Source organism: Arthrobacter sp. B10-11 (assembly GCF_033142195.1).
In the GTDB taxonomy this organism is placed as follows: domain Bacteria; phylum Actinomycetota; class Actinomycetes; order Actinomycetales; family Micrococcaceae; genus Arthrobacter; species Arthrobacter oryzae_C.
This window is the reverse complement of record NZ_JAWMTH010000004.1, coordinates 346,303-362,435: the sequence shown is the minus strand read 5'-3', so window position 1 is coordinate 362,435 and position 16,133 is coordinate 346,303. Positions and strand designations below refer to the sequence as shown.

Sequence of the window (16,133 nt, the reverse complement as noted above, 5' to 3'; positions counted from 1 at the left end):
GGGCCGCCCCCTTCGTTCCCTACTGATCACATCCCCACCGTCCCCGTGAATTAGGAACCGTTATGACCACTGCCCCAACCTTTCAATTTGTCGAGTCTGATGTCAGGCCCAAGGACGTCCGGCTGGCCACCTGGATTTGCTTCTTCGCCTGGACCTTCGCTGTCTATGACTTCGTCCTGTTCGGCAACCTCCTGCCCATGCTGGCCTCAGACCTCGGCTGGAGCGCGGCCCAGTCCACGGGGATCAATACCTGGGTGACCGCAGGAACTGCACTCGTGGCCTTCGGGATCGGCCCGATCGTCGACCGGATCGGCCGCCGCAAGGGCATCCTGATCGCCGTCGTTGGTGCAGCCGTCGCCTCACTGCTGACCGCCACTGTCGGCTGGGTTGTGGGCCTCGCTGCCGGCCTTGGACTCGTCTTCCTGGTCCTGGTGCGTTCACTGGCCGGCCTCGGCTACGCCGAACAGTCCATCAACGCTGCCTACCTCAACGAGATGTTTGCCCACAACAGCGATCCCGCCAAGGCACGCCGCCGCGGTCTCGTCTACTCACTCGTCCAGTCCGGCTGGCCGGTCGGCTCCGTCCTGGCCGCCGGGTCCGTCTACCTGCTGTTCCCCATCGGCGGGTGGGCGCTCTGCTTCGCCGTGGCCGCACTCCCCGCCGTCTTCATCGTCCTCGCCGGACGCTGGCTCAAAGAAAGCCCCCAGTTCGCCCACCGTCACCAGATCGACAAAATGATCAAGGACGGCAGGATCGAAGAGGCACAGCAGCTCGGGGAGAAATACGGAATTGACGTCTCGGAGAAGGCCAGTCCGCTCGTCTCGGTCTTCCGCGGAGAATCGCTGCGGTCCACCCTGACGATCGGCGGGGCCTTCCTCCTGAACTGGCTGGGCGTCCTTGCATTCGCGATCCTCGGCACGTCGCTGCTCACGGCACCGGACGGCAAGAACATCGAGTTCGACAACGCCCTGCTGGTCCTCATCATCTCCAACGCCACCGCCTTCGCCGGCTACCTGTTCCACGGCTGGCTCGGCGACCGGATCGGACGCCGCAACGCGATCGGGATCGGCTGGATCCTGTGCGCCGCCTCCTTCTTCACCATGCTCCAGGCACCGAACGGGAACTTCCCGCTCATCATCGGGCTGTACAGTGCCGGGCTGTTCTTCCTCATCGGGCCCTTCTCCGCCCTGCTGTTCTTCACCGGCGAAAGCTTCCCCGTCCACACCCGGGCAACCGGAAGCTCCATCATCAACGCCTCCGGCCAGGTCGGAGCGATCATCGGGGGCCTGCTGATCACCGCCGCCCTCGCCGCGGGCGCCGGCTGGATCAACGCCACCCTCTGGTGGGGCGTCCTCCCCATCCTCGCCTCCGGCCTGCTCATCTTTGCCGCCCGGAACGTGGACCCCAGCAAGGTCCGCACGGACTGACAGGTCCCTGAAACCCCGCACCACAACACCATCCGCACGGCGGGATCTCCCTGAACATCAGGGAGATCCCGCCGTGCGGATGACTTTAATAAGCAGGTTCCGTATCGATGGACTGCGGTGGCGGTTTGCTGCTGCAACTCCTCCCCGCCTGGGTGAGCAGGAGCTGGCATGCCGAGGTTGCCGCTGAGGCTGACGGGCCCGCTGTCTCCCTTAAGCTTTCTTGCGCAGCTTGGCCTGTTCCACCAGCTCGGTCATCCATGGCCGGTGCCCGCGGTGGAGCGCCATGCCCTTGGGCAGTCCTTGGACGGAGGTGGTGGAACCGGAAATGTCGATGGTAATCCGGCCGCCGGCCATGGGCGCATTGGTGATGTGCAGGTCGCCATAGGCCTCCGGCAGTACCGGGTCCAGCCACATACCACCACGGGATACGTGCGCGTCGTAGCGCATCAGGCTGGTCACCAGCAGGATCGGCGCCGTCGCTGCCCAGGCCTGCGGCGAACACGCCGTCGGGTACGGCACGGGCTGGGTGAACCGTTCCCTGTCGAAACCGCAGAAGAGCTCGGGCAGCCGGCCGTCCGAGTACTCGGCGGCCTCCAGCAGAGCCGTGGCGATCTGCTGCGCTTCTTCCACGAAACCGTAGCGCACCAGGCCGGCCGCAATAATGGCGTTGTCGTGCGGCCAGACCGAGCCGTTGTGGTAGCTCGCCGGGTTGTAAGCCCCCATGTCGGTAGCCAGGGTGCGAACGCCCCAGCCGGAGAACATCTGCGGGGACATCAGCTTCTCGGCTACCAGCGGCGCCTTGTCTTCATCCACGAGACCGAACCAGAGGCAGTGGCCCATATTGGAGGCGCAGGCGTCCACCGGGCGCTTGTCCTTATCCAGCGCGATCGCGTAGTATCCGCGATCGGGCAGCCAGAACTGTTCGTTGAACCGTTTTTTCAGCTCTACTGCCCGGTCGGTGAGCTCGTCGCCGACGGCCGTGTCGCCGGCGTCGTAGGCCATCCAAGCACGCGCCATGTACGCTGAGTAGACGTAGGCTTGGACCTCGCACAGGGCGATCGGCGATTCCGCCAAGGTGCCGTCCGCGAAGTTGATCCCATCCCAGGAATCCTTCCAGCCCTGGTTGATCAACCCCCGATCATTCAGTCGTTCATATTCGACGAAGCCATCCCCGTCGCGGTCCCCGTAGTCCCGGATCCAGTCCATGGCCCGGTCCGCGTTGGGCAACAGGGCGGCAATGGTCTCCTTGGCAAAGCCCCAGCGGCTGACGGCCCCGAGCACGCTCACAAACAGCGGGGTCGCATCGACGCTGCCATAATATTCCGGCTTACCGCCCAAGGACAGGCCGCTGGAGACGCCGAGCCGGACCTCGTGCAGGATCTTGCCCGGCTCCTCCTCGCTCATCGGGTCCACCACCCGGCCCTGCCGGTCGGCCAGCGTCTGCAACGTGCCCAGGGCCAGAGACGGATCCACGGGCAGTGCCATTTCCGAGGCCCACAGTGAGTCGCGGCCGAACAGAGTCATGAACCAGGGCGCTCCGGCGGCGACCACCACCCTGTCCGGATGTGCCGGATCCTCGATCCTGAGCGCACCCAGATCGTCGTAGCTGCGCTGAAGGGTTCGTTCGATCGAACGGTTTCCCATCTGCAGCGCCGGAATCCTCGCCACCCACTCCATCCGACGTCGGTCCCGCGGAGAAATATCGCCTGGTGCCGCATGAACAAACGGTGCCGCCGTTCCGGTCCCGTCCACGGTAGGCATCACGCTCAGCACGGTGCTCCAGTGGCCGTGCGGTGGGACAACTGTGCGATATCTCAGGGCGTCCGCACCAACGTGGTCGGCGCCGCTCGCGTTGATGACGATCCCCTTGCGGGCATCCTGCCAAGTGCCCCTGATCGTCAGTGAACCTGCGTCCGGCTGCCGGGTTTCGTCCCAGTGCCGCTGGACGCGCGCCTCCTTGACCTCGAACAGATCGGCAAAATCCGCTTCGACGGTGAGGGAGACCACGCATTCGACCGGATCCAGCGAGTAGTTCCGTACCGTAATCTCCTCCGTGATGCCGACACCCACCTCGCGCAGCCGCTCCACAAGCAGCGGGCTGTCCGCATACCCGTCAGAACGGGCAACACGGCCCGCAAACAGCGCCCGGTAGGGTTCCTTGGTTTCCGCCGCCAACGGCTCCAGCACCTGGCCGTTGACGGTCAGGCTCCAGCGGGACAGGATTCGCGTGTCCTGGAAGAAGACCCCGTGCGGGAGTTCGGGTTGGATGTCCCCGTTCGGCAGGGAGATGCAGAAGGATGAACCTTCCACCAACGTGATTGTCCCGGCGCCTAGTGGCCCGGCCGCCGTATCGGCATTCCATCCAGCCATTTCCGGCTCCTCGAACGGATTGGCACCATACGGCCAGCGTGCCGGTCCTTGGTCAGGTTGCGGCCACCGCCGTCGTTCAATTCGAACGCTACGCCCGTCGGTTCAAGGTTGCCAGAGCAGGGCCTCTGCGGATCACGAAAGAGTTGAATACGGCGGCAATAATTAGGCCAAGTTTACTCAAACCATCCCTTTCATCCACCGGCGGATCTGTGCCATCGCGATCGCCCACGGCATGGCGAGCCGCTGTCTGGACCTACACAGGTCCGGACAGCGGCCGACCATTTTGCTTGCCATGGAACCTCAGGCCCCGCGCACCGATTCTGAGGCCACGGCGGGCGCAGGCTCTGGGGACATTGGGTCGTCGTGGTATCGGCGCAGAGGCCGTCCTGCGGTCTCAGGTATGAGGAAGGTGGCGACGAGGAATGATGCGACGGCGATGGCTGAGACGTAAATGGCGGGGGAGAGCGAGTATCCGGTCCCCGCGACAAGCCACGTTGCCACGAAGGGTGCGGTACCGCCGAATACCGCGTAGGTGATGTTGTAACAGGTGCCCGATGCCGCGAAGCGCACGTCAGTCGAGAACATTTCAGACATCAGGACCGAGGTCACCACATTAGCGGTCACGGCACCGAGTCCAATGAGCAGTTGGCTGACAACGGCGGTAGCGAACGTTCCCTGCTCGGCGATCATGTACGCCGGAATGGTGAGAATGGCCAGGAGGCCGGCGGCAGTCTGCATGGTGCGGCGGCGCCCTATGCGATCTGAGACACGGCCCATGACGGGGGCCAGCGCCGTTGCAAGGGTCAGCGAGATCAAGCTCGAGAACAGGGCAAGGTGCGGGGGCAGGCCGACCACCTTGATCAGGAAGGTCGACATGTACGTGGAGTAAATGTAGAAGGAGAGCGCCGTGAGCATGACGAACCCGCCCAGGCGCAGCATCGCTGGCCACTGGGTGCGGAAGACGGCTCCCAAAGACGGGGCGGGCCGGGCGGCGGAATCATCGATCATCGCTTGGAACTCGGGGGACTCGTGGAGTTTGGCGCGAATGTAGAAGGCAATCAGACCCATCGGTACTGACAGCAGGAAGAGGATGCGCCAGCCCCAATCGCCCATGGCCTCGGGGGGCAGGAAGAAGCTGAGCAGCGCTCCGAGTCCAGCAGCGAGGGCGAATGAGGAGAACGTCGCCGCGGACATGGCGGACGAGTAACGTGCCCTGTGGCCGTCTGGGCTGTGCTCGACGACGTAGATGGTGGCGCCCGCGTATTCGCCGCCGGCGGAAAAGCCCTGCAAACACCGGGCCAGCACCAGCAGGACGGCGGCCCAGATGCCGATCGTCTCGTGGCTTGGGATGAGCCCGATTGCGGCCGTGGATCCGGACATCAGCAGGACAGTCAGCACCAGGATCTTTTTACGTCCAAGACGGTCGCCCAGGCGTCCGAAGAAGATGCCGCCCAAGGGCCGCAGCGCGAACGCGACAGCGAACACGGCGAATGTCTCCAGCAGACCCGTCACCGGATCCGTGGATGAAAAGAAGGTGGCGGCAATGTGGGTTGCCATGTAGCCGTAGATGGCAAAGTCGAACCACTCCACCACGGTTCCGGCAAAAGAGGCCCGCACCACCTTACGCAGGCGCTCCGGACTCACCTTCTCCAAGGAATTATCTGCAAGGTCGCGTTCCATGTTGTCTCCATTCAGGGGATGGTGCCAAGACCGCGAGGTGCTTCACTTTCAGCCTAGCCACTAGGGCAATGCGTCGCACATATGATCCAGATCACCGTTGGTCATACAACAACCTATTTCCTCTAGTAGCAACAAGTCAAGGATAAAGCGATGACTCTTCCTGTCATAGGAAGACCTACGGGGATATGCGAGTGCCGGCCTTACGCCAGGCCGATGTGAATCGCTCCCGTATCGGCCACGGCCGCCAAGTCCGTGGACCGGCGCGACGATTACTGGTACGCGTGCTCATCCGATTTCGAACTGGTCGAGCTTCCTGCACAACGGTGTAGGACCGGTCAGATCAAGGTTGTGGCGATCAGCCCCGTGAGAAGGTGGAAGCTTCAAGCCCGGAAACCTGCTTAGTGTGCCGAGTTCATGTCCAGTTAGAGAACACCCAGCCGGACGCGCGGCAGCATGATGTCCGCTCAGGCGTTTTGGCCTAAGCGGTACCGCTCCAAACTCACACCTTGAAGTACTTCGCCTCCGGGTGGTGGAACACGAAGGCGTCGGTGGACTGTTCGGGGTGCAGCATCAGCTCATCGCTAAGGATCACGCCCATCCGCTCGGGACGCAGCAGCTCCGTCACCTTGCGGCGGTCCTCCATGTCGGGGCACGCGGGGTAGCCGAGCGAGAACCGCGCACCGCGGTAATCGAGCTTGAAGTACCCGGCCTTGTCCTTGGGCTCCTCGGCCGCGAAGCCCAGCTCGGAGCGGATGCGTGCGTGCCAGAATTCCGCGAGTGCCTCGGTGAGCTGCATGACCAGGCCGTTGAGCTCGTAGTAATCGCGGTAGTGGTTGCCCTTGAACAGCTCGGACGTGACCTCGTCGATCTTCGAGCCGGCGGTGACCAGCTGCACCGGCAGCACGTCGATCTGCCCCGATTCGCGCGAGCGTACAAAGTCGGCGAGGCACAGGTGCCGGTCCCGGCGCTGGCGCGGGAAATCGAAACGCAGCCGCTCGGTGCCGATCGGACCGCCTGAACCGCCGTCGGGGGCGAGCAGTCCCGCGGTGCCGAGCACGCCGTCGTGATCCTCCCCGTGGTGCAGCACCACCACTTGTTCCCCCTCGGAGACCACCGGGAAGTAGCCGTACGCGACGGACGCGTCCAGCATTCCCTCGGCGAGGATGCGGTCCAGCCAGTACCGCAGGCGCGGCCGGCCCTCGAGTTCCACCAGTTCCTCGTAGGAGGCGCCGTCATCGCCGCGGCCGGGCTTGAGGCCCCACTGCCCCATGAACGTGGCGCGCTCGTCGAGCAGGGCCGCGTAGTCGTGGAGTGCCACGCCGCGCACAATGCGCGTGCCCCAGAACGGCGGCGCAGGCACGTGGTTGTCGGCGACGACGTCGGAACGGCCGGGCATGGCTTCCGGTTCGGTCACCGTGAACTTCGGGCCTCCCTTGTGGATCCGCTTCTTCAGCGGCGGAAGGCCGACGGCGTCCGGGTCGGCGCCGCGGGCCACCGCCACCAGCGGTTCCATCAGTGCGAGGCCCTCGAAGGCGTCCTTGGCGTACCGGACGGTGCCTTCGAACTGCTCCGCCAGGTCCTGCTCCACATAGGCCCGGGTCAGGGCTGCGCCGCCGAGGATGATGGGCCACTTCTTCGCGAGGCCGCGGGACTGCAGTTCGGCGAGGTTTTCCTTCATCACCACGGTGGACTTCACCAGCAGCCCGGACATGCCGATCACGTCGGCGTCGTGCTCCTCGGCTGCGGCCATGATCTCGGCAATCCCCTGCTTGATGCCGATGTTGATCACTTTGTAGCCGTTGTTGGTGAGGATGATGTCCACCAGGTTCTTGCCGATGTCGTGCACATCGCCGCGCACAGTGGCGATCACCATGGTGCCCTTGCCCGACGCGTCCGACTTCTCCATGTGCGGCTCGAGCAGGGCCACCGCGTTCTTCATGACCTCGGCGGACTGCAGCACGAACGGCAGCTGCATCTCGCCGGCGCCGAAGCGCTCACCCACCACCTTCATACCCTCGAGCAGCTGGTCATTGATGATGGCCAGCGGTGACATGCCTTCGCTGCGGGCAAGGTCCAGGTCAGCTTCGAGGCCCTTGCCTTCGCCGTCGATGATGCGCCGCTGCAGGCGTTCGCCGGTGGGCAGGGCGGCGAGTTCCGCCGCGCGCTGGTCCTTGAGCGCTGCGGTGTCGACGCCGGCGAACAGGTCCAGCATGATGGCCAGGGGATCGTACGTGACGTTGCCGTCGGCATCGTATTCGCGGCGGTCATAAACGAGGTCCAGGGCCACTTTGCGCTGTTCCTCCGGCAATGAGGCGAGCGGCACGATCTTGGCGGCGTCGATGATGCCGCTGGACAGGCCGGCCTGGACGGCTTCGTGCAGGAACACGGAGTTCAGCACCACGCGCGCTGCCGGGTTGAGGCCGAAGGAGACGTTGGAGACGCCGAGGGTGGTGTTGATGCCGGGGTACTTGGTGGTGATCTGGCGGATGGCCTCGATGGTTTCGATGCCGTCGCGGCGGGTTTCTTCCTGGCCGGTGGCGACGGGGAAGGTCAGGGCGTCCACGATGATGTCCTCGACGCGCATGCCCCATTCACCCACCAGGGCGTCGACCAGGCGGGAGGCGATGGCCACCTTGCCCTCGGTGGTGCGGGCCTGGCCCTGTTCGTCGATGGTCAGGGCGATCACGGCGGTGCCGTGTTCCTTCACCAGCGGCATAATGCGCGCGAAGCGGCTGTTCGGGCCGTCGCCGTCCTCATAGTTGACGGAGTTGACCACCGGGCGGCCGCCGATGAGTTCGAGGCCGGCCTGCAGCACCGGCGGTTCGGTGGAGTCGATGACCAGCGGGAGGGTAGAGGCCGACGCGAAACGCGACACGATCTCCTTGATGTCGGCCACGCCGTCGCGCCCCACATAGTCAATGCAGACGTCAAGCAGGTGCGCGCCAACGCGGACCTGTTCGCGGGCGATGTCCACACAGTCGTCCCAGCGCTCTTCCAGCATCGCCTGGCGGAACGCCTTCGAACCGTTCGCGTTGGTGCGCTCACCGATGGCGAGGTAGGCGGATTCCTGGTCGAACGGGACGTGGTGGTAGAGGGAAGCGATGCCTGCTTCGCGTTCGGTGGGGACGCGGGCGCCGTCGGTTCCTCTCCCACCGCCGGTGACGGTGGCGCTGGTGCGGAAGGGCTCAAGGCGTTCGACGACGGCGGCCATGTGTTCCGGCGTCGTACCGCAACATCCGCCCACGAGGCCCAGGCCGAATTCCCGCACGAACTGCTCGTGTGCGGTGGCGAGTTCGCTGGGTGACAGCGGATAGTGCGCGCCGTTGGGGCCGAGCACAGGGAGGCCGGCGTTGGGCATGCAGGCGATGGCCACGGAGGACTGCTTGGAGAGGTGGCGGAGGTGCTCGCTCATCTCATCCGGCCCGGTGGCGCAGTTCAGGCCGATGGCGTCGACGCCGAGCGGCTCGAGTGCTGTGAGCGCGGCGCCGATTTCGGATCCCATCAGCATGGTTCCGGTGGTCTCGACTGTCACCTCGACGAAGATGGGAAGCCGTACGCCGCGGGTCACGATGGCCTGCTTGCAGCCGTTGACGGCGGCTTTGGTCTGCAGGAGGTCCTGGCTGGTCTCGATGAGGAAGGCGTCCGCTCCCCCGTCGATCAGGCCCTCGGCCTGCAGGGCGAAGGTCTGCTTGAGGTAGTCGTAGCTGGTGTGTCCGAGGCTGGGGAGCTTGGTGCCGGGCCCCATGGAGCCCAGGACCCAGCGCATGCGTCCGTCTGTTTTTTCCGCCGCTTCTGCGCGTTCGCGGGCAATGGCCGCACCCTTGCGGGCGAGTTCCTCGATGCGGTCGTCGATGCCGTAGTCGGAGAGGTTGGACCAGTTGGCGCCGAAGGTGTTGGTTTCGACAGCGTCGATTCCCGTGGCGAAGTACGCGTCGTGGATGTCCGCGAGGACGTCAGGGCGCGTGTCATTGAGGATCTCGTTGCAGCCTTCCAGCCCCAGGAAGTCTTTTTCCAGGGACAGTTCCCGGCCCTGCAGCATGGTGCCCATGGCGCCGTCGGCAATGACGACCCGGTGGTTCACCGCATCCAGAAGCGCCTGGGCGCGGACGGGACGGGGAACGGACTCAATATCAAGCGCAAAACGAGGCATCTAAACAGACTACGGGCGGCGCCCTATGCAGTGCGCTGTATTTCCATGTACTACGACGGCGGGTGGTGTGCAGTTGCGCCCAAACCTCCGCCACGGAGCCGACGACGGCGGGACCTCCCGCCGTCGTCCGTTTGCATTGGATGCCGCTCCCCTACAGGGCGGACCAGCCGCCGTGTAGGGACGGTGGGCTTTAATTTGCGGCCAACACATCCGGCGTGGAGCACCGGATTCTCAGCGGTCAGCCCGCGCCCTGGCCCTCGCGGGCCACCTCCTCCAGAATCCCGGCTGTGGGCGCTGCCGTCATCAGCTGCCCTATCACCTCCGGTTTGTCCCACACCTCGCTGCGGAGCCGTTCCAGAAAGCCGTTCGCAGCATCCTTGGTGTCGAAGTCAAGGAGCACGGCCACGCTGTTCTGGTCCTCTGTATCCCGGAACAGGCGGACAGACCTGGCGCCGGAGGCAGCGCGGCCTGCAGGATCGGTGTCGAATACTTTCTTGAAAGCCTCGTAGTCCCGGACTGGATAGCTGATCTGCAAGGTGAACATCGTCGTTCCTTTCCCTCGGGCTGTGTCAGGTCAAAGATAGGCCTTCCAGCGTCATCCCGGTAGGGCCGGAGGGCGGCCTTGAACCGTTGCTGCGTTGCCCTAACGTGTATATCCGGTCCCTTACAGCGCCGACCAGGCGCCGTCGGACGCAAGGATGGCGCCGTTGACGTTGGTGCCGTCGTCGCTGAGCAGGAAGGTGATGGAGGCGGCGAGCTGCGCTGCGGTGGCGGGTGTGGGGACGGTGGCCTGCATCAGCGGGCCGAGGCGTTCGGCCGCGAGCTGGGATCCCCAGTTGGCCACGATGTTGGTGATGGTGGGGCCGGGGGCCACGGCGTTGAAGGCTGACGGCGCGTCCGACGGCGACGTGCTGGCGGGACTGCGGGAGGCGGCTGTCGCAGGGGTTGCTGGCCTGCCGGACCTCGCGGTCACGCGGGGCCGGCTGCGGCTGATCGCCGAGCACCCCGAATTGGCAAGCCGGAGCTACGAATCCCTGGCACCGCAGCGGGAGCGGGCGCGGGCGTATCTGGTTTCGGCTGGGGTTGTTGAGGATGTTGCTGGGTATTTGTGCGCCGCGTTCATGGGCGCGACATTCGAGGCCTGGATGCAGTGGGCCGCGGGACCGGATCCGGATCCGGTGCCGTATCTGGACGCGGCGGTTGGGGTGCTGCGGGTGCCGGAGGCTTAGCCTCGCATCCAGTTCCCCAAGTCACGGACTCTCTGTTCCAAAGCCATCGGCCAGCCATGGAGGTCGAAATACTCCTTACATACTCGACAGCGAACGAGGTCTTCGCGGAGGCACTCTCAACCGTCCCTCGAGCCCTTATCACCGCCGCCACCTCACCAAGTGACTTCCCCTCAAATAAGAGCCGGCACAGCGTCGCTCCTTTCTATATAGCCTCGCAAAGACGCGCCACTGACTTGTTTGATTTGAGCAAAAGGCTTGGAGCCGTAAGTCACAGGGCGGCGACAGAGATACGATGAAACGATCGGGACCTCTAAGAGTCCTTTCTAGATCTAACGGGAGGTGTCGCTGATGGCTACTGCTGATCAGGTCAAAGCCCTCGTCAAAAGCCACGGCGAAGGTGACGACTCTCGTTTCTATTCCGTCGCTATGCAGGTAGCAGCCAAAGCGGCCAGATCAGGGCAGGAAAAATTTGCCCAGGACCTCCGCGACCTCGTTGATTCGCTACGTTCACATCAGAGCCAGACCTCAAGGCTTGCCTCGGTCATACCTGTATCTCAACCACGTGGAGACCTTGCGTCCCTGTTGAGCGTCTCCTACCCTGAAGCACGTCTGAGGGATCTTTGTTTAGTTGACGATGTTCAGCAAAGGCTCGAGCATCTGTTGATCGAGCAACGTCAACGTGAGCGACTAGGTCAGTTTGGTTTCAAACCGTCTCACAGAATCCTTCTAGTGGGTCCTCCGGGAACGGGCAAAACATTGTCGGCACAGGCCCTTGCGGGCGAACTCGGCATCCCGCTATTCACTATCCGCCTGGACGGATTGATCACTAAATTCTTGGGTGAGACAGCAGCCAAATTGAGACTCATCTTCGACGCTCTTGGTGAGACTCGGGGGGTATACCTCTTTGATGAGGTCGATGCTCTTGCAGGCGAGCGTGCGGCGTCCAATGATGTCGGAGAAATCCGACGCGTATTGAACTCATTTTTGCAATTCCTTGAAAACGACAACTCCGAGAGCCTCCTCGTCGCTGCCACCAACCATCCGCAACTTCTCGATGCAGCACTTTTTCGAAGATTCGATGCCGTCATTACGTATCCACTTCCTGACGCCGCTATTGCCAAGTCAGTGATACGAAATCGCCTGACCTCAATGCGGTTGGCCCGGTTGTCTTGGGTAAAGATAGGCGAAGCTAGCCAGGGTCTTAGCCATGCAGAAATCGCAACAGCTGCGGAAGCTGCAGCGAGGAAGGCGATCCTGTCCAATAGCGAACAACTGACAACACAGGACATTGTTACGGCGCTCCGCGACCGTGCTCAACGGGGACAACTTCGCAAGTAGGGGATACAACTTCACAGATGGCACAACGGAACAAGACTCACATACTGGTGCCCAGCGGGCCGTTGCCGGAACCTTTCACACTGAGCGGGGCAGGGGGAAGTACGCCGCGGCGTCCGTTCGATGGCGACAGGCAGGAGCATGGCGCTGCCTTAAGAGCTTCAATCGAGGAGGCATCCGCAACCCCCTCCGGGCCGAACACAAGCGACGAGCAGCATGAAGGTACGTATTTGACTTTCGGCTCCTTCCCTGGTTTGGAACTGGCACTCGAGAGCTTGGATCCCAGAGGCTCAAGACCTCACCCCGAACTTGTAGCAGTGGCGCACGAAGACACAAGTGACGGGATAGTGGAATGGGCTACGGTATTCATTCCAGATGGCGAGAAGAAGTATTTCCTCTCACGGCTTGATGCTTACCTTGAAACGTCTGAGCAGCCGAAGACAAAACACTCTGCCCTACTGGACTCCATCCAATCCGTTCGAAGAGCGACAATTCGAGAGTTATGGACTGACGATCCTGAGGATTTTCCGGACGGACCAGGCAGGACATGGTGGGAAGTCTGGCTACGGAAACGAGATGGTAGGGAGTTAGAGCGACTAACAGCCTATGCAGAATCTAACGGGATCCGAATGGGAAAGCACCATCTCGGATTCGGGGATCGAACAGTAGCACTTGTCCAAGCAAGTGCAGCCGAACTCGGAACTGCATTAAATTCTCTGGACGATCTCGCGGAGTTGAGACGACCGCACGATGTGGCCTCAATGATCTCCCTGGATTCCGCCGCTGAACAATCCGAGTGGGTAAATGATCTGCTAGAGCGCATAAGTCTGGCACCTGACAATGCCCCGGCGGCCTGCATTATCGACACCGGCGTTCAGGTCAATCATCCATTGTTCGCCGGTTCCCTTCACACAGATGACGCACATGCTATTGATGCCGCCTGGTCACCGGATGATCGGACGGGGCACGGGACAGAGATGGCTGGACTTGCACTCTTTGGCGATCTCGGTGAAATGCTTGTCAGTACCCTTCCCGTTGTGCTCAACCATAAACTCGAATCGGTGAAGTTCCTTCCGGACCCTACGTCCGCAAGCGCACACGACAAGGATCTTTATGGTGCCGTGACGGCTAGAGCTGTGGACCGTCCCGAAATCCAGGCACCAGACCGCCGTCGTGTTTTTTCTATAGCCACCACAGCCCGGCGCATTACATCGGCAACTAACGCCAAGAACCAAGACCCAGGCAAGCCCACGTCGTGGTCCGCGGCAATCGACGCTATGGCAGCTGGCAGATCCATCGACGATACAGATCCAAAATTTACGTATTTAGACCCCGACATTCGGGCTCCGAGGCGCCTATTTGTTGTATCCGCAGGAAATATCCGTAACCTCGAACCAGCCGATGACCACCTTTCGCGAAGCGATGTGGAACCGGTCGAAGATCCGGCCCAGGCTTGGAACAGCATCACTGTAGGTGCATTCACGAATATGGATGATATGTCTGGGACGCACCCTGCTTTCACGGGCTACACACCCGTTGCCCCTCGGGGCGAACTTTCGCCGTCGAGTAGGACGTCAGTGGTATTCGACTCGAAGAAATGGCCGGTCAAGCCTGATGTAGTAGCTGAGGGTGGAAATTACGCATTGTCCCCGGAACAAACCAGCCTCGACACACCAGACAATCTGGCCCTGCTCACGACTCGACGTCACCATCCCGGACAGGGCGCCTTTACGACCACTCGCGATACGAGCGCAGCCACTGCACAAGTAGCTTCGATCGCCGCAAATATCATGGCACGATATCCGAACTTCTGGCCCGAGACGGTCCGGGCACTAGTTGTCCATTCGGCTCAGTGGACTGGGCCAATGCTGGCGAACCTGGAAGCCGAGAACCTCCGAGAAAGCAGGGCAAAGCTACTGCGCCGCTACGGAATGGGTGTCCCTGACCTCGTCCGGGCCACAAATAGTGCGGCAGACTCACTAACTTTGGTGGCACAGTCAACTATCCGACCTTTCGAGCACGAAGATGGTAAGGGGGCAGAGGGCAGGGTACGGGAGATGAACCTACACGACCTGCCGTGGCCGAACGAGGTTCTTGAGGGGCTCGGCGACACTGAGGTCAAGATGCGGGTTACCCTGTCTTACTTCATTGAACCCAATCCGTCCAATCGAGGATGGACCGGACGCTACCAGTATCCTTCCCACGGTTTGAGGTTTGCGGTGAAGCGCGCATCGGAGTCCACGGATGAATTTCGCAAGCGAATTAACAAGCGAGCGAGAGCCAACGACGAGAAGATACTTTCTTCAACTAGCGATTCTCCACAGTGGTTTTTCGGAAGCAACCAGCAACAGTCGGCTGGCTCCCTTCATACGGACATCTGGACCGGAACTGCAGCCGATCTAGCCAGTCGGGGCGTACTTGCCGTCTATCCAGTGTCGGGATGGTGGAAACACAACAAGCGACTCAATAGAAGCGATCCTGGGGTTCCGTATGCGCTCTTGGTCAGCATTGAAACGCCGGGTGTTGATACCGACATTTGGACTCCGGTGTATCAGCAGATCGTTTCGACAATTGAAATTGAAGCGTGAAGTCAACGGCGCAGAGTGGATTAGCGACAGCATAAGCACGTGAGGAAATTCCGCTTCCGCACGTCTGCTCGCAAGTGAGCCGCTCCTGACTCGTGGTCCACCTCAACTGGAGAATCGGACGAGAACCACCTTGTCGTCGCCGCGCCTAACCTCCGCCACAGGAGCCGCGAACTGGGCGGCATGCAGAGCCAAGTAGGCCCCACTCGGCAGTCATCAGCTAGCGTGCGTCCGCAGCTTTACAACATGACGGAAGTTGTGACATCGCGCCGGAGCAAGAGGGCACCAACGTGGGTGGCGGCAGCGTGACCAGCGGCAAGGGCTGCCGCTGCGATGCCCGCCCCACGCCGGTGATGAACCAGACCTTCATGCGGGTCATGTTGTGGAGCTGCTCAGCGGTAATTCTCTTCAGTCGTCTAACCGTGCTCCCTTATCCCGGATTGCTGTGCCGTACAGGTCCACTCAGCTCAGGCGATTGCTCACCTTAAGGAGAAAGACGATTAGCGAACCCATTCGAGCGAAAAGGTAGTCCTGTGCTACCTCAGGAACTGGATGCTTGTCAGTCTCGTGATGACGAATCATGAATTGGTTTCCCAAAGCCGTAAGTGCAACCATTTCGGCTCGGGCAACCTCGCGGAACTCGGCACTGGTGATATTATCTAGGAGCACATTTGAGCTCTGTTTCTTGTTTCCTGAGACGTCTATCGTCTTTAGTCGTTCGAAGGCATCCCACAGCTTATCCAGTGCCAAAACCCGGTCGTCATCCTTCCGGGAGATGTAGAGGCCCTTTGCCAACTGCAGAAGCCCGTCCAGCGTGGCATCGCCGCTTGCGGGCACCATTTGTTGGATAATCTGCTGGACCTCAGTGGTTCCGATCCGAACAATGCGCCCCCCTGGGCCCAGCTCGTACATGGTCCCTCCGCGCTGAAGGATTTGGTTGACCTCCTGGCGGAATTCCCTTTTGCCGAGGGCTTCAGCAAAGTCCAACTCGAAGTGCTTCATGTATTCATGCCATCGGCCTTGGACGGGCTTCGCAATTCTGGCCGCCGCATATTCCATTAAGTCAAACAAAACGTCGTCAGACTGCTGTTCTCTAACCCCAAAGAGAGAGTCTTCCTTGAGTTCAGGTATCACAGCTCGCACATTGCTCCACAGCGCACTTTGATCAGTGCCGCTGATTGCGTTGCCATCGACGCAGTGTTCCGGAAAGTGTTGAGCGAGCCAATGCGCCTGTGCCTTTGACCTGAATAGGCTGAACAGGCCTTCGGCGGTCGCTTTCGGAAGCACGTCATGCGTCCGCGGAATCGGACCGTTTGCGCGGTCCGAGTAGAAATCAGAGGTTGTCATTCGCTAATTG

At 61.9% G+C, this 16,133-nt stretch carries 10 protein-coding genes; 4 read left to right on the top strand and 6 right to left on the bottom strand.

The window, feature by feature from the left end:
• Positions 1-62: 62 nt before the first annotated feature.
• Positions 63-1,427 (top strand): MFS transporter, encoded by a 1,365-nt coding sequence (locus RW112_RS14735; RefSeq protein ID WP_317782492.1) that lies wholly within the window; start codon positions 63-65, stop codon positions 1,425-1,427.
• 210 nt (positions 1,428-1,637) lie between these two features.
• On the opposite strand, the gene RW112_RS14730 is transcribed toward RW112_RS14735, so the two are convergent.
• The 5 genes from RW112_RS14730 to RW112_RS14710 all read right to left on the bottom strand — a co-directional run bounded on the left by RW112_RS14730 (position 1,638) and on the right by RW112_RS14710 (position 10,471).
• The gene (locus RW112_RS14730) at positions 1,638-3,797 is read right to left on the bottom strand and encodes a glycogen debranching N-terminal domain-containing protein (RefSeq protein WP_317782491.1); all 2,160 of its coding nucleotides are present in this window, start codon (positions 3,795-3,797) and stop codon (positions 1,638-1,640) included.
• 300 nt (positions 3,798-4,097) lie between these two features.
• On the bottom strand, positions 4,098-5,477 hold the full coding sequence (locus tag RW112_RS14725) for an MFS transporter (RefSeq protein WP_317782490.1): 1,380 nt from the start codon (positions 5,475-5,477) through the stop codon (positions 4,098-4,100).
• A gap of 499 nt (positions 5,478-5,976) precedes the next feature.
• On the bottom strand, positions 5,977-9,627 hold the full coding sequence (gene metH, locus RW112_RS14720) for a methionine synthase (RefSeq protein WP_317782489.1): 3,651 nt from the start codon (positions 9,625-9,627) through the stop codon (positions 5,977-5,979).
• A gap of 238 nt (positions 9,628-9,865) precedes the next feature.
• Positions 9,866-10,171 carry a hypothetical protein gene (locus tag RW112_RS14715; protein ID WP_317782488.1) on the bottom strand — a complete coding sequence of 102 codons (306 nt, stop codon included), beginning with the start codon at positions 10,169-10,171 and terminating at the stop codon, positions 9,866-9,868.
• Between the two features lie 120 nt (positions 10,172-10,291).
• Positions 10,292-10,471 carry a hypothetical protein gene (locus RW112_RS14710; protein WP_411709913.1) on the bottom strand — a complete coding sequence of 60 codons (180 nt, stop codon included), beginning with the start codon at positions 10,469-10,471 and terminating at the stop codon, positions 10,292-10,294.
• Between the two features lies 1 nt (position 10,472).
• Here RW112_RS14710 and RW112_RS14705 point away from each other — a divergent pair, with 1 nt between their 5' ends.
• The 3 genes from RW112_RS14705 (at position 10,473) to RW112_RS14695 (ending at position 14,779) form a co-directional block, all read left to right on the top strand.
• Positions 10,473-10,856: a hypothetical protein gene (locus RW112_RS14705; protein ID WP_411709920.1), complete on the top strand. Its 384-nt coding sequence runs from the start codon at positions 10,473-10,475 to the stop codon at positions 10,854-10,856.
• A gap of 348 nt (positions 10,857-11,204) precedes the next feature.
• Positions 11,205-12,194, top strand: a complete 990-nt coding sequence (locus RW112_RS14700; protein ID WP_317782487.1) for an ATP-binding protein — start codon at positions 11,205-11,207, stop codon at positions 12,192-12,194.
• A 314-nt stretch (positions 12,195-12,508) separates the two neighbouring features.
• Positions 12,509-14,779 carry a S8 family peptidase gene (locus RW112_RS14695; RefSeq protein WP_317782486.1) on the top strand — a complete coding sequence of 757 codons (2,271 nt, stop codon included), beginning with the start codon at positions 12,509-12,511 and terminating at the stop codon, positions 14,777-14,779.
• A 459-nt stretch (positions 14,780-15,238) separates the two neighbouring features.
• On the opposite strand, the gene RW112_RS14690 is transcribed toward RW112_RS14695, so the two are convergent.
• Complete coding sequence (locus tag RW112_RS14690; protein ID WP_317782485.1) at positions 15,239-16,123, bottom strand: hypothetical protein; 885 nt, start codon at positions 16,121-16,123, stop codon at positions 15,239-15,241.
• Positions 16,124-16,133: the final 10 nt, after the last annotated feature.

Bases quoted from the DNA above. Each gene is read 5' to 3' on its own strand.
- RW112_RS14730 (WP_317782491.1), bottom strand. From the start codon at position 3,797: ATGGCTGGATGGAATGCCGATACGGCGGCCGGGCCACTAGGCGCCGGG.
- RW112_RS14735 (WP_317782492.1), top strand. From the start codon at position 63: ATGACCACTGCCCCAACCTTTCAATTTGTCGAGTCTGATGTCAGGCCC.
- RW112_RS14725 (WP_317782490.1), bottom strand. From the start codon at position 5,477: ATGGAACGCGACCTTGCAGATAATTCCTTGGAGAAGGTGAGTCCGGAG.
- metH (WP_317782489.1), bottom strand. From the start codon at position 9,627: ATGCCTCGTTTTGCGCTTGATATTGAGTCCGTTCCCCGTCCCGTCCGC.
- RW112_RS14705 (WP_411709920.1), top strand. From the start codon at position 10,473: ATGTTGGTGATGGTGGGGCCGGGGGCCACGGCGTTGAAGGCTGACGGC.
- RW112_RS14690 (WP_317782485.1), bottom strand. From the start codon at position 16,123: ATGACAACCTCTGATTTCTACTCGGACCGCGCAAACGGTCCGATTCCG.
- RW112_RS14700 (WP_317782487.1), top strand. From the start codon at position 11,205: ATGGCTACTGCTGATCAGGTCAAAGCCCTCGTCAAAAGCCACGGCGAA.
- RW112_RS14715 (WP_317782488.1), bottom strand. From the start codon at position 10,171: ATGTTCACCTTGCAGATCAGCTATCCAGTCCGGGACTACGAGGCTTTC.